Annotated in this window: 12 protein-coding genes; 4 read left to right on the top strand and 8 right to left on the bottom strand. The window is 44.4% G+C overall.

The window, feature by feature from the left end:
* Positions 1 to 296: 296 nt before the first annotated feature.
* A complete protein-coding gene (locus A3756_RS12760; protein WP_068508398.1) occupies positions 297 to 1,229 on the top strand; it encodes an FHA domain-containing protein in 933 nt (310 codons plus the stop codon).
* A gap of 36 nt (positions 1,230 to 1,265) precedes the next feature.
* Here A3756_RS12760 and A3756_RS12755 read toward each other — a convergent pair whose 3' ends face one another.
* From A3756_RS12755 to A3756_RS12745, 3 genes are all read right to left on the bottom strand, one after another.
* A complete protein-coding gene (locus A3756_RS12755; protein ID WP_068508401.1) occupies positions 1,266 to 2,087 on the bottom strand; it encodes a hypothetical protein in 822 nt (273 codons plus the stop codon).
* Between the two features lie 209 nt (positions 2,088 to 2,296).
* On the bottom strand, positions 2,297 to 3,058 hold the full coding sequence (locus A3756_RS12750; RefSeq protein ID WP_156490450.1) for a hypothetical protein: 762 nt from the start codon (positions 3,056 to 3,058) through the stop codon (positions 2,297 to 2,299).
* A gap of 257 nt (positions 3,059 to 3,315) precedes the next feature.
* On the bottom strand, positions 3,316 to 4,707 hold the full coding sequence (locus A3756_RS12745; RefSeq protein ID WP_068553624.1) for a DNA recombination protein RmuC: 1,392 nt from the start codon (positions 4,705 to 4,707) through the stop codon (positions 3,316 to 3,318).
* Between the two features lie 232 nt (positions 4,708 to 4,939).
* On the opposite strand from A3756_RS12745, the gene A3756_RS12740 reads away from it, so the two are divergent.
* Together A3756_RS12740 and A3756_RS12735 are read left to right on the top strand one after the other, a co-directional pair.
* Positions 4,940 to 7,672, top strand: a complete 2,733-nt coding sequence (locus A3756_RS12740; RefSeq protein ID WP_082865241.1) for a DUF1566 domain-containing protein — start codon at positions 4,940 to 4,942, stop codon at positions 7,670 to 7,672.
* On the top strand, positions 7,665 to 8,189 hold the full coding sequence (locus A3756_RS12735) for a DUF1566 domain-containing protein (protein WP_068511867.1): 525 nt from the start codon (positions 7,665 to 7,667) through the stop codon (positions 8,187 to 8,189). The genes A3756_RS12740 and A3756_RS12735 overlap by 8 nt, the downstream gene beginning before the upstream one ends.
* Positions 8,190 to 8,254: 65 nt before the next feature.
* Here the strand turns inward: A3756_RS12735 and A3756_RS12730 are convergent, their stop codons facing one another.
* The 5 genes from A3756_RS12730 to A3756_RS12715 form a co-directional block, all read right to left on the bottom strand.
* Complete coding sequence (locus A3756_RS12730) at positions 8,255 to 10,633, bottom strand: ATP-binding protein (protein WP_068553622.1); 2,379 nt, start codon at positions 10,631 to 10,633, stop codon at positions 8,255 to 8,257.
* 45 nt (positions 10,634 to 10,678) lie between these two features.
* On the bottom strand, positions 10,679 to 10,819 hold the full coding sequence (locus tag A3756_RS26690) for a hypothetical protein (RefSeq protein WP_156490449.1): 141 nt from the start codon (positions 10,817 to 10,819) through the stop codon (positions 10,679 to 10,681).
* 12 nt (positions 10,820 to 10,831) lie between these two features.
* Positions 10,832 to 11,065 carry a hypothetical protein gene (locus A3756_RS12725; RefSeq protein ID WP_068511862.1) on the bottom strand — a complete coding sequence of 78 codons (234 nt, stop codon included), beginning with the start codon at positions 11,063 to 11,065 and terminating at the stop codon, positions 10,832 to 10,834.
* 76 nt (positions 11,066 to 11,141) lie between these two features.
* Positions 11,142 to 12,545, bottom strand: a complete 1,404-nt coding sequence (sthA, locus tag A3756_RS12720; RefSeq protein ID WP_068511859.1) for a Si-specific NAD(P)(+) transhydrogenase — start codon at positions 12,543 to 12,545, stop codon at positions 11,142 to 11,144.
* Complete coding sequence (locus A3756_RS12715; RefSeq protein WP_068553621.1) at positions 12,542 to 13,402, bottom strand: HDOD domain-containing protein; 861 nt, start codon at positions 13,400 to 13,402, stop codon at positions 12,542 to 12,544. The genes sthA and A3756_RS12715 overlap by 4 nt, the downstream gene beginning before the upstream one ends.
* Before the next feature lie 203 nt (positions 13,403 to 13,605).
* Between A3756_RS12715 and A3756_RS12710 the strand changes: the two genes are divergently transcribed.
* Positions 13,606 to 14,709, top strand: a complete 1,104-nt coding sequence (locus tag A3756_RS12710) for a lipase family protein (protein WP_068511852.1) — start codon at positions 13,606 to 13,608, stop codon at positions 14,707 to 14,709.
* Positions 14,710 to 14,919: the final 210 nt, after the last annotated feature.

The raw sequence follows: 14,919 nt of genomic DNA, 5'->3' as shown, positions 1-14,919 counted from the left end.
GGTTGATTTCAACATGATGGGTCAGTACACACCTTATTACTTTATGGATACCACACAGCCTCCGTAGTTATCCGAAGCTTATGGCATATATTTTTTGTTTTCCTTAGCTTCAGTATAGCCAGCTCACAAAGACTAAGCACCTGAAAATACTAAATTTCTATTTCGTATATTATTTTTTCAATCAGTTACATAAATCTTAAGGGGAAAATTCGAAGAGCTGGAACTTAAGACTATACTCAACATAACGTGGAAAATTTAATACTTATCACCAGTCAATAAACGAGTACAAGAGTTCTATGCTTAAGCTTCAGTTCAGGGATCGCCGAAGAGAGTCCGTATGGTTAGTTGATCAGAATTTTACGATCGGTAAAGCTGCGGACAACAGCCTAATGATAAACGAGAAAGATATTCTCGACCATCATATCCAAATTACCAACACACAAGAAAAACTGAGCCTAAATAATGTCTCGTCGAGCTCAAACGTGTTACTCAATGATAAGCCTGTCGCGACGAATACAAGCCTCAAAGCTGGAGACGTCATCACCATTGGCTCTATTGAACTGGAACTAATCGACCCAAAGTCTGTGAATGAACAGAGCAATGCAGGTTCCACGACAAACTACTCTGCGGGTTGGTCTATCTACTCTAGCGCAAGCTGGCTAGACCAAAGCCGTTTTGTCATCAATAAACGCGTCGTTATTGGTCGAGACCCAAGCTGCGACATAACGCTACCTCTGGAACACCTTTCCAGAAAGCACGTAGCATTAGAAGTTAAAAGTGGCCAGCTATACATGGAAGATCTCGACTCCTCCAACGGCACCTTTTTAAATGGTAGACAAGTAAAACAATCAGCTGTTAAAAATGGCGACAAAATCAAGCTGGACGTATTAACCTTCGAAGTAAACGGACCGGCTCACGACCCCAACAAAACGATTATTCGCAGTGCGTCTGACAGCACCCCGCCAAGCACTGAAAAGACATCCAGCTCGCGCTTGTCGACAAAGATAGAACAACCCGAAAAGAAGCCAGTTAAGAAACCGGCACCAAAACAGACAGCAAAACCGAAACCCAAAGCCGCAAAGAAACGATTGGCTTCGAACGGCAAACAAGAATGGATATCGGGAGATAGTAAACCCACGAATAAAAACAAGAGCAGCTCAATGACAGGAATCATCATTGCTTCGATCATTGCTATTGCCGCTATCACTGCATTTATTTACTTTCAGTGATAAGAGCTCGTCATCTATAGAGGGCCTTGAAAGTTGCTATAAATCTTGCTGTAAAGATTGTAGCAACTTCGTCATTGCATCCCGAAGCTCATCCACAACCATTTCATCGTAATCTATTTTGATCCAGCGTTGGTGCTTATCCGAAGGATGAAGCAACCAACAAGCATATTCTAGACTTGAGCAACCGGCGCCAATAAAAGGATCTAACCCGGCAACCTGTAAGCTTGTTGCACTTAGCATCGGGGCACCATCTTGATAGCTCTTTTCCTGAAGGGTCACTCCACCTTTCACCACACCAAGGTGATACACCAAACCTTCTTTTACTCCGTTTTTTTTGATCCTAGAGCCTGTATAGGGATGCGCATTCAAGAGACTATTTATCTGCATGCTTAGCGCTTCAACCGGATCCTGTGTTAAATATAAGGCTTGCAGTGATTTTATATAGCCGTCTCTTTGGGGCAATTCCACCATTTCTATAGACGTTTTGTTTTTTTGTCCTGAGCCCTCAAGGCTTTTCTCTGCCTCTTCAGCTTCTGTTATCAAGCGCAAAGCTTGCTCATAGAACTGCCCCTGACTACCTGAACTAATAACATAGCGTTCAAGCACCTGACGCGCACTGTGAAACTCTTGTTTGCGGATTTTAACCAAACCCTCGAAATAATGAGACTCAAGCGGTTGCGGCACGTCTAACTTACGCATAAGTACTAGCTGACTCGTCGCATGCTCCCAGTTCCCATTTTCCACCGACTCCTTTAAGGCCAACAAAAGACGCTCGACCTCATGCTCTGGCGGCAAACCTGAGCTATTTACAATCCCTACCTGCAAGCATAAAAATAAAAACAAACATAAGTTTCTCATTGATGACCCTGTCAAAGCATACAAGTTTATTGTCACGCATAGATAGCATAGCAAAGATCGAGATCCTTAGTGTCTACCACCAAGCAAATCTTTGTTTTTAACGCAATGAAAAACGGTTCAGGGGACGAGTACAAGAGCAAAAACACTCTCAAGCTTTTGCAAAAGCTGACTAAAGCAGAAAAGATGCAGAGACTAGGAAGTAAGCTAAACTACGAAGCGCATACGAGGCGTGCCTCGTCCAACATAGCGTGTACAACTTTATCAGACATAACCTTATCACTAGGGTCCGAACTGTCACTTTCAGGCCCAACCGTAATAATACTATCGTCTTCTACAAGCTCCTCAATAGAGGCCATTTCAGTTAACACAGGTAAGTTATCTGGTTCCGCTACGCCCTCATCAAGAATGACTGGCGTGATTTTGGTCTGTGATTCAACAACAATCACCTCATCACTCTCACTCTCGGGCACTAGCTGGTCAAGCCCTTTCGACGATGCAAGTGATTGAACGGTAGGCAGATCTTCAGGTTCAAGCGTCTCTTTAGCTGACGACACTTCTTGCTCAATTGGACGCTTATACGCCTGAATATCAACCTGGGCAGGCTCTGAAAAGAACTCACCAATATAATCATTCAAGATCTGACCGTTAGAATTTGCTTCTTGGGAGCTTAAGGGAGCATCGTCATCATTCTTATCTGAGGCGCTTGCTGAACAATGATCTACAATCTCAGTGCCTGCAGAGCTCATGTCCTGCTCAGCGACCAATAACTGAGGTTTCGGGGAAGCCCCCTGACTTGAAGAGGATATATTGATTCGCACACTCATTCTGCGCGCAGAAGTCTCGACCTGAGACAGTTCGCTCTGAGCTCGTTCCATGCGAGTAGAATTCAGATAACAGCGATAAACCTGAACAATCAAAACCCCCACTAAAATGAGGGTAGTCGCCTCAAACAAGTGGATAAGTGAATTCATGAACATCATCTTCCCTTTCTATAAGGTCTAGAAAGCCCGACAATCAAGTTGCTAGCGTTAGATCATCAAGCTCACGAGTACAAGTCTTATTTTTATATAGCTAATAGTTACTACCGATGACTAAAATATATCCAAATGCACTTTATCAAAAACTAGACAATAGGTCATGGGTGAAAACCGAACTTTTTTCACTTACATGTAAAAAAATTGATCTAAAGCAGATTACTTATTAAACAAACTTCATCTATTTCAGGTTTTTATTTGCTACCTTCAGGCAAACCATCTAACAGAACACGATCCAGGCGCTCTAGTTCGACATCCTTATTTAAAGGTTCCAATTGAGGCATACGCTTATTCGCTTCAATTGACATTTCTTGAAATCGTTCCACTTTCCCATGAAGGCCTTGTTGTCCGACAAGCGATATAAGTACGTTATTATAGTGATTATTCGAGCTAAGCAAGCTGCCACCCAGTTTCTGCAGCCTCTCTGCCACAACACACACATGGTTGTATATCTCACCCGCTTTTTCACTTAAGGCCAATGCATCATTTTGGCTGTTCTGAAGACGCCAGATATTTGAAACGGTTTTTAGTATCGGTAAAAGCGTTGTATGGGAAACTAGAATAATATTTTCGCGATAAGCTTCTTCATAAAGCTCAGGACTATGCTTAAGCCCTTCTATATATGCGGCCTCCAATGGCAAGAACATCAAGACAAAACTTGGGCAGTTAATTCCTTTAAGACGACTGTAGTTTTTCTCTGATAGCTCTTTAACATGCACTCTCAATGCTTGAATATAATTATTCATCGCTAATTCGCGTTGAGCTTCTGTTTCAGCCGAAATAGCAGATTCATACGCCACCAATGAGGCCTTACTATCGATAATCAAATGCTGATTGTCTGGCAGGTCTATTAAAAAATCTAAAAAATACGCTCGCCCTTTGTCATCTTTAAGGTGAACCTGCGTCCGATAATGCTGATCTTTTACTAATCCGGCGACCTGTAAACTTCTTTCTAGTTGCACCTCGCCCCAATTACCCAAGGTTTTCTTATCGCCTTTGAGTGCAGTCGTCAGGTTCTGGGCATCCTGAGACATCTGCGCATTAAGGTTTCGCAGAATCTCCAACTCCTTCTTTAGACTACCAGCCGATTCATGATTTTCCTTCTGGATACCGTCTACCCGATGACGGAACTCGGTAATTTGTTCTCTAAAAGGTTTTAGCACGCCTTCGATAGACAACTGGTTATCCTTGGTAATGCGTTTTCCCTTTTCGTCAAAGATGCGGTTCGCCAAATTCTCAAACTCTGACTGAAGTGATTTTTTCTGAGACTCAAATTGCTCTCTCTGTTGAATCATTGCGCGATCACGCTCTTCAATAACCGCCTCTAGACGGGCATTATTTCGATTCAAGTCAACCACCTGAAGCCTGGACGACTGAAGCTCGTCATGTAAGTTTAAACACTGTTCACCTTGAGCCTCTAAACGTTCCAGCAAAAGAGCCTTATCACTTTCTAGAGCTGAGTATCTGCTCTGTTCATCACTTAGCTTTCCAAGGTATAGCTTTCGAAAATAAGCCAGACCACCTATAACAATAAAGGATAAACAAGCGATAAATAACTCTAGGTTCGCCAGTAAGTGCTGTTCCATTTAGTTAGCCTTAGATAAGTGAAAACATTTGCCGCTACGTCGGCAAAAAGAAGTCTGTACGGTATCCCAAAAACCATACTATCAGAGTCTGAGAGACCAATAATCATTGCTATTCAATAGATTATAGAAGACACCATAAATTTTGGCCCATTTAATGCTTCCCTAGCTGGTAATCGCGCTAAAACCTTAGACAGCGCTTTGAATATACCTTTGACACTTTAGTATAGCTGCCATGAAAATTTTTCTACAACGATGCTGGATAGTGCCGCTAGTTCTATTACTCAGTGCCTGTAATGGAGGCTCGTCTGGCAAATCTTCGCCCCAAAATCATCAACCTGTAGCCAATGCAGGTGAAGACATGACGGTCACCGAAAAACAATTAGTGACCTTAGACGGTTCTGCCAGCCATGACCCAGACGAAGACGATATAAACTACAAGTGGATTCAGGTTGACGGTCCCTTCGTGGAACTCAGCTCAGACGAAGATGACTCACCGAGCTTTATTGCCCCTGACGGAAGTACAACCCTGCGCTACCAGTTACACATTAGCGACGGGATCAACTCATCTGTCCCTGATACCGTCACGGTAACTGTACTAGAACAAGCTGACAACAACACCCACTCTAATCCTGATAGCAGTTCTGACCCTGACACCGGCTCTGACCCTGACAGCGGCTCTGACCCTGACAGCGGCTCTGACCCTGACAGCGGTTCTGATCCTGACAGCGGCTCTGACCCTGACAACGGTTCTGATCCTGACAGCGACTCTGACCCTGACAACGGTTCTGACCCTGACAACGGTTCTGACCCTGACAACGGTTCTGACCCACAGACCTCAAATACACAGCCTATCGCCCATGCAGGTGATGACCAAAACGCTAACGGGAACAGCTTGGTCACGCTGGACAGTTCTCAAAGTCTTGATTCTGATGGCGACACGCTAAGTTATTTATGGACTCAAGTTAGCGGCCCAAGCATAACACTCAATGATACAAGCATCGCTTTTCCCAGCTTTGTTGCACCCAATATTGACGCTAACTACGTCTTTTCCTTGCATGTTAACGATGGTCTTGAAAGCTCCGAAACTGATGAGGTGAGTATTACAGTCACTGCAATCAATACTAATCAACCCCCTATGGCCGATGCGGGCCCTGACCAACAAGCAAACGGGAATGACATTGTCGTCGTTAGCGGCGCAAATAGCACCGACCCGGAAGGAAGCAGCCTGAGCTATACCTGGCAACAGGTTTCCGGCCCTGTGGTTACAGTTCTAGATTCAGAGCAAGCTCAAGCTTCATTCATAGCACCGGAAAATGGTGGCGAAATTGAGCTTAGCCTAACCGTCAATGACGGCGAGTTAAACTCTGTAAGCGATAGCATTATTATTTCTGTTCAAGCTATCAGCACTGCATTGGTCGCTCACGCAGGCGCTGACCAAACAGTCAGAAGCAATACATTGGTTTCACTAGATGCCAGTGAAAGTACTCATAGTGAGCACCTGAGTTTAAGTTACGCCTGGCGTCAGACAGGTGGCCCAAGCGTCATTCTAAGCTCGGTGTCAGAACTACAACCACAATTCCAGGCACCTGAAACTGATTCGACTAGCACCCTTATCCTGACTTTCTCATTGGTAGTCAGTGATGGCGAAGCAAATTCTGCGGCTGACGAAGTGGTAATCAGTGTCAGCAATGCCAATTCGGCACCTTTCGCCAATGCGGGCCTATCTCAAAGCACTGAAGGCGGAGATTCTGTAACACTGGATGGAAGCCAAAGCAACGACCCCGAAAATGACACGCTCACTTACGAGTGGTCACAAACTGCAGGGCCAGACGTTGAACTGAATGATAACACCTTGGTCTCACCCAGCTTCGTGGCGCCAACGGAGGGTGGAGAATTGCAGTTTTCACTTATTGTCAATGACGGTGAACTATCTTCGGAAATCTCATTCACGAATATTTCAGTGATGCCTGCAAACAATCCTCCTATCGCCAACGCCGGTGTCGACCGATATGTTGGCAGTCTCTCTATTGTGGCACTAAAGGGCAGCCGAAGCCTCGACCCTGAAGACGACCCCTTAAGTTATAGCTGGCTTCAAATAAGCGGCCCTGAAGTAAGCTTAAGTGATGAGACAGATGCTAACCCGGTATTTGAAGCTCACACTGATGGAAGATTGGTATTTTCATTAGTGGTTAACGATGGCCAACTCGATTCAGAACCGGACCTGGTTAATGTCGTGGTCGGCCCAATACCGGCGACTAATATTCGCGTAAATGGAACCGGTATTACCTGGGGAGCAAGCTACCCTAGCGGCAATAACCTAGACTGTTCCGGGGAAGCCATCGACCAACAGGATTGTTCCTTAGGTCGGGAGCTAACACATAACGATGATAGCGATGGTCGTGCAGGCTTCAGCTTTTTAAAGTTCGATGAGGATGGCGTTGAAACGGATAGTTCAGATGCTGAATGGAGCTGCGTTCAAGACTCTGTCACAGGCTTAATGTGGGAAGTAAAAAGTGAAGGCAACGAAACACCAGGAGACGAAGGTTTAAATGACGCCGATGATCGTTACAGTTGGTACAATACTGACGCAAGCTCAAACGGTGGTTCGGAAGGTTTTGCAGATAGCAGAGGAGAGCAATGTTTTGCCTATAACGAAGACGAACCGGCTAGCTACTGCAACACCGAAGCCTTTGTTAACCGTATGAATGAAGCCGGCTGGTGTGGCTATGCCGACTGGCGACTACCTAATCGCAAAGAGCTGCTCAGTATCGTTGATTACGGTAATGCTAAACCCATGCTCGATACTGATTACTTCCCTTCCAATGCAGCCTTAACCTGGACATCTAGCCCTTTTGCACTCGGTACAAGCAGTGCCTGGGGAGTAAATTTTTCTCATGGTAACTCTTATAGCCTCGATAAACGCAATGTAAACCAGGTACGACTAGTAAGAGGTGGTTATGAATAAATATATTTGCTTAGGGCTTCTAACACACTCTTTGCTTTCACTTCCTGTCCTGGCACAGGAATGTAGTAGCGATACCATTGCCGAAACGACGCCTGCAACACAATTTGTTATTCACGGAGACGGCACCATTACCGATACCAGCACGGCACTAATGTGGAAACAATGCTTGGAAGGTTTAAGTGGCACTCAGTGTAATACCGGCATTCTCAACGAGCAGAACTGGTCAGGAGCTCTTCAGATCCCTCGTAATATAAACGCGACAGGAGGTTTTGCAGGCTACGCCGATTGGCGCCTTCCCAACCAGGCAGAGTTAGCCTCTCTGCTAGAAGACCAATGCGTTGAGCCAAGTATTAATGCGACGGTTTTCCCCAATACTGCCAACAAGTTTCTCTGGAGTGCGTCACCTGACTACAACAATGATACGGCCACATGGTTCGTGGACTTCAAACATGGCGCAACAGGTACCATCACCAGAGAGCAGGCTTGGCCAATTCGTTTAGTTCGAAGCGTTCAATAGTTTAATCTAATGGAATGAGGAACGATCACGCGATCAAAGCTAAGGGCAGCTGCCAACAGCCTTGCTTAAACCGTGTATTTAGATATTGTCTCAAGCAAGACCGCATTATCAAAAGGTTTACCAACAAAGGAAGTAAAACCTTGATTCAAATACTGTTCGGTTTGTTCAGGAAGAACATTTGCTGTAAGAGCAATAATGGGTAAATCTTGCCTTCGTAATTGTTCCCGAATAATCTGACAGGCTTGCTCGCCATCCATAATAGGCATTTGAATATCCATTAAGATCAAGTCGATATCTTTCGCCTCAACACTGGCAACAGCTTCTTCACCATTATCCGCTATCTCAACCTGATAACCCGCTTTCTTAAGAATTTCTTCAGCGATCATTTGGTTAATTTTATTATCTTCAACCAAAAGCACGCATACATCAGCAGGCGCCTTAACTTTTCTCAACAATCTTTCTGTCTCTTTGCCGAGTACTGTTTTCACCTCAAGCTTTGCTTCCTTAACAACAGGAAGATCCAAGGTAAATTCAAAAGTAGAGCCACTGCCCACTTGGCTTTCGACCTTTAACTCTCCTCCCAGCAAATCCACCAATCTCTTGCTGATAGATAACCCCAGACCTGTCCCGCCATATTTCCGGGTCGTAGAGGCATCTTCCTGCTTGAAAGGCATAAACAAGTCTTTCGTATCGTGAATACCAATGCCGGTATCACTCACCGAAAACCGAACACCGCACCGACCTTCACTTTCATCCAATTTAGCATCACAGCTAAGCGCTAAAGTCACCTCACCCTCTTCGGTAAACTTGACTGCGTTGCCGCATAGATTCAATAAGACTTGCGATAAACGAAGCTCATCCGTTCTAACATAAACGGGTAAAGCCTCATCCAAGACTACCTTAAAGGCGATTCCTTGCTGATCAGCAGCAGGTAACATTAGAGACTCAATATTTCTAGCCAGCTCACTCAATTCAAGCTCTACTTCCTCCAACTCAATCATATTCGATTCGATCCTATTGAAGTCGAGAATTTCATTGAGAATCTTCAGTAGCATTTCTGAAGATCGCATGACTTTTTCCAAGTAGTCTCTCTGCTTGTCATCTAAATCAGTTTCGAGGCACAGTGAAGTCAGGCCAATAATTCCATTCATAGGCGTCCGTACTTCATGAGACATATTGGAAAGGAATGTAGTCTTCGCCATGTTTGCCTGTTCAGCTTCTTTAAGCGCACTTTCCAAATCTTCAGTTCTCTGTAAAACCTTACCCTCCAGGCCTTTATTAAGTTCAATCACCTCTTGTTCTCTTGCGACCACATCAGAAATATCTGTATTCGATCCAATAATTCTCAGGGTTCTTTTCTTGTCATCGCGAACAGCCATACTGCGTGACAAAATTGTGACCAACGAGCCATCTTTTTTCAGCATTCGGAAACGGCACTGACTGGTGTCAGCCTTTCCCTTGATAAGGTCAGAAAAGAGCGTATTTATTTGATGACGATCTTCAGGGTGAACGTGTTTCTGAAAGGCCTTCGTATCATTTTCAAGCTCATCATCCTGATAGCCAATAATCGCCTTCCAACGAGGCGATAGATACAGAGAATTAGCCAATATATCCCAATCCCAAATACCGTCATTCGAGCCCTGCACAATAAGTGAAAATAGCTCTTTGCTATCGCGTATTTTCTTCCGCTGCGTATCGACGGTATCGTAAAGAGAAAAAATTGCTTTCGATAAAACCTGGAGCTCTTCTGTATTAGTAACAATGCTTCTATCGACTGACTCACCAGCAGCCAAACGGGAGATCTTGTCGAGAAGCTGAGCAACAGGCTGGGAAAAATACTTTACCAAGAAAAATCCGGCGGCAATAATTAGAATAAATGCCGAAAACAAAATAACGAAAGTGTTCTCTAAGGTTTTTCTAACAGGCGCTAACATCAAGTGGTCTTCAAGCGCGACACCGATGCTATATCGACTACCAGGAATAGGCTGGTGAGCCTCCCCTCCTAGATCAAGCGCCCTCATTCCGGCATTCCCCGTGATCATCTCGTTACCAAGAGCGTTTAATTTAGGGTTATGTTCATTTAGGATAGAGTACTTACTGACGGCCTTTTCACCCTGCTCATTTAAGACAAAGTCGCCTTGATCATCACGTAATAGTTGAATGATCTTATTTTCGTCCCAGTGATACCAGTAAGTTCCGTCATTCGCAACCAGCATCACCTTGGCACTTCCCTGGACACCAGAAAAACTTTCTTTAACCAAGGTTTGAACCCGATCATGGATATATTCCCAGGGAATACTCAGCCCCAACATCCCCCTTACTATCTTACCTTTATCCTGAATAGGAGCCGCAATAACAATCTGCTTAACCCCCGTCGTAAAGGAGATCATCGAGTTAGAAATATAGGCTTCAGGCGAATCAGGATCTTCAGGGTGAATACTCACCTGCCAATAGTCGCGAGAGCGAATATTTTTAGGCTTCGAGTCTGGTTATTTATCATCAAAGGTTCGAATCCCTCCTTGTAGCAGATTCGCACCAGAAGTGTTATAGAAATGTCCGTTGGGTAAACCAATAATGAACTTCTCAAACTTAGGTTTCAGGAAGGTCAATTCACGCTTTAGATAAGGCATGAAGGTTTCGAACTAAAGGCCAGAAAGCTCTGCAGAACGAGCGTATTCCTGCACCAATGACTCACCATGGTCAAACTCAAACTGAAGACCATTAGCAACGAGCATTAAGCTCTTCTGCGCAATTTCTACGGTAGACTCAGTAACTTGTGCCTTGCTGTGAAGGTAGGTTTGAAAGGATATCACCAGCGAAGGCAATAAGCCGACAACTAATAGAGTAAGTAGAAGCTGATCTCGAAACTTGTACATGTGACACTTTCCTTACCTGCTCTAAAACAACTCAATTGAAGACGGGTAACTTCCTTTCAAACATTGTGCTCACGTCCTAATACTTATCACTGTGCTGTGAGCGCTTGCCTATCACTGCTAAGGCTGCAACTCGGTATGCTTCGGCTAGTGTCGGGAAGTTAAATATGCTCTCGACAAAGATATCGACATCAGCATTTGAAAGCATTGCCATCTGACCAATGTGAATAAGCTCGGTTGCACCTTCGCCAACGATCTGAACACCGAGAATCTTTTCGCCCTGAGGGTCACATATGATCTTCAGCATACCATCACGTATTCCATTAATCTGACCACGAGAGATCTCTTCAAAATTGGCTTTACCAATCACAATACCGTCACCATGCTCTTTCTTAGCTTGCTGCTCAGTCATCCCAACAGCCGAGAGTTCAGGAATTCCATAGATACCCGAGGGGATCATCTTACTCATTGGACCCACTTCAATTCCTAAAGCATTACAACTCGCTCGTCGTCCCTGCTCCATTGACGCCGAGGCCAATGATGGCGGGCCAATGACATCGCCTGCCGCATAAATATGCGGGACTTGGGTTTGCAACATATCATCAACCGATATATTGCCAAACTCATTTAACTCCAAACCAGCATTGGCAATCTGCAGGTCCTTCACATTTGCTACGCGGCCAGCGGCACAAAGAAGCTTCGCAGATCTAACAATAGTCCCGTCATCGCATCGCGTGATGACTTCAGATAAGCCATCCCACTCAACAGTTTCAACGTTCTTCTCACCTAACCATGTGCCACCCATTTCCTGAAATGAGTCGACAAACTTGGAGGTTAAGTCACCATCCATAAAGCCCAAAGGCAAAGGATACCGGTCAATCATTGTTACCTTAACGCCAAGCGCCTGGAAGATAGAGGCATATTCACTAGCGATAACACCACCACCGAGAACAGTGAGGCTCTTTGGCAAATACAACATTGTTAGGATTGAGTCAGAATCAAAAATATTTTCATGATCGACAGGGATATTATCTGGCTTACGAGGGATCGAGCCGGAAGCAATAACAAAGCTACTGGCTTCAATTTGTTCAGCTTCGCCGCGCACTTTTGTTACCTCGATAACATTCGGCGATACAAACTTGGCCCGGCCGTGAATACGTTCGATATTATTGCGTTCAATCTGATTTACCATAAAACCGTCGTGCGCTTTCAATACCCGATTCAAGCGGTCGATCAGTGTCGACATCTCGGTATCTTCAGCTAATTCAAACTGACATAAGGCCGCATTCTCTCGCATCTTTTTAACACGTAAGGCGTTCTCACGAAGCGTCTTGCTGGGGATCGTTCCTCTGTGTACACATGCACCACCCAACCATTGATCCCGCTCTATAAGAGCGACACTCTTACCACCTTTGGCTGCCTGTACCGCTGCTTTTTGCCCTGCAGGACCACTACCAATAATCACTACATCAACTTGTCTCATGAACGAATTGCCTCCAGACCACTCTTCACGATGTCGTGTCTTTCCTTCAAAAGCTCCAATTCATCTTCATATAAATTCAGATCTGCAAATACGGTATCTTGCAAAGCTGTATCTATCGCAGCTTCTTCACCCGATAACATTGCTTGAGCTAACTTAGCAGCACCATTAGTCACCATCGCTTGGTCACGATTGCTTTGGGCATTTTGATAGTCAGCATAGTAATGAACAGATTCCTGAACGATTGCGGGCATTTTCCATTTTCTGACCACGACTTCGCCATATTTCACATGATAAGCAGATTCGATTACCCCTACTTCATCTAATGAAATAGATACGTCATGCCATTCCGAGTAGTCAAAGATGGTCTGAAGGATAACCGGTTTGCCAATGCTATGAAGCAAACCGCATAGAAAGGCGGCTTCGACATTTTTCTTGGCAACTCGCGCAACCTCTTTTCCCCAAAAGGCTGTACATAAAGCATGGTCCCATATTTCATTAATACGGTTTTCGTATGTGGGCGCTTTAAATATTTTCGTATTAAGAGAAGCTGCCAAAGCAATTTCTGTAATCAGAGACAGACCGAGCCTTGCCACAGCTTGTTGCAGAGAAACCATTGAGGCGTTGGGTGTATATGCGGCTGAATTAGCAATGCGCATCACATGGCCAGCCAAGGCCTGGTCACTTTGTATGAGTTTGGCCAACTGTGCGGCATCAGAATCTGGATCATTCGATAAAGCTAAAACCTGGTTTGCCACATCCGGCAGCATCGGCACTTCGATTTTGTTATCGCTTAGATTATCAATATATTTCGCAATAGCTTGCGCTTTTGGGCTTAAATCTGAAATCGGGCTGCTCACACAACTACTCCACTGATTATTGTTTTTATTTAGTGTAGACCAGCGTTGGTGGGATAGCAGGGATATTGGGAAATAACGAAGGATGTAACAGCTTTGTGTAATTAGTGAACAATTGCAATAGCTGAGCCTAATTCCTTGAGATTATAACTAGCTCGCCTATTATACGCGCTCATTCAAACAACCGTTTCAATTCCAGGAGCTCTATGAAGAAGTTTAGTATCTTGTCGTTGCTACTTTCTTTGCCCATTATTCTACCCTTCAGCTTGGCTTTATCTTTTTCAGCCTATGCGGATATTTCCCGTTCAGCCTTTATTGAACAACTCGACTCCGCCAATTGCACACAAGTCCCTCCCGAAATATACCTGGATACCCAAAAAGCTCATTTCGATTTCGCCAACGCTCTAAGTCTCTCCTGGATTTCACTTACGACGCTAGGAGAGAATTCTATTTCCGCTGAAGAGTTTGAACAACAATGGCAGCTACGCAACTTAGAGATCATCGACAACCCAGAGACCAACCTGCGTATATTGCTTGCTGATTATAAAGATACAATGCTCATTACCTATAGATACACGGATAGTAACAAGGAGTGGCTTTACAATTCCGATGGGACTTCAGACGATTTTGAACATAGCTTTACACTAGGTGAAAAAACGCATCACGGCTTCTCTCAAGTATTAAGCTCAGAGTGGGCATCGCTATTGGCAAGCGTTAGAGCACGAAAGGGTCAAAGCAACAAACTATGGGTATTTGGCCATAGCTTAGCCGGCGCACTGGCGCAACTAAGTGCAGCAGGCTTCGAGCAAGAAGGTATTCACGTTGATCAGGTCTACCTGTCAGGCTCGCCCAAAGTTGGTAGCCCTAAGTGGGTTGAAAAAGCTCAAGTTCTTCTCGCTAACCGAGTGCATAGAGTGGTGTATGAACAAGACCTTATTGCCCGCTTACCGGTAAATCAACAGGCACTGAACGAGTTTAAGTCGATATCCAGCATTGCTCCAGACTTTATCGCGAATTCGATGAACGAAGCAAACAGCCTGATGAACTTCGATACCCTAGGTAGGCAGATCTCACTCGACCACTATGCTAACTATGTTGAGTGGAACGAAAGTGACTCTGTTTCATTGGAACAAATATACTGGTTGAACCTAGCAGATGATCTTTCAATTGCTAAACATGCTTCCTTAAGCCCACTTGATCAGATAAATAATATGACAAGTGTCATTTCAGCTAATACAGAAGACCATTCACAACTAAAAGATGATGGCTACTTCTGTGCAATGATAGCCGCGCTGGAAAATGAACACTAAAGTGACTCGGCTCAAGCCAAAGTGCTTTGAATACACATTTGCGGCGATCTTCTACTAAACTAATAAGGATATAATTAGTTTTGGAGCCTATTTCTTGATTGCAAATCGTGAACAGCTTGTAGAGTCACTTGAAAAAAGTAAAAGCTATCAACACCAGCATCTTGGGCAGATATTACTGCAAACCGGCATTATCACGTCAAAACAGTTAAG

It is taken from the genome of Oleiphilus sp. HI0086, from assembly GCF_001635225.1.
This window is presented reverse-complemented; position numbering and strand designations above follow the sequence as displayed.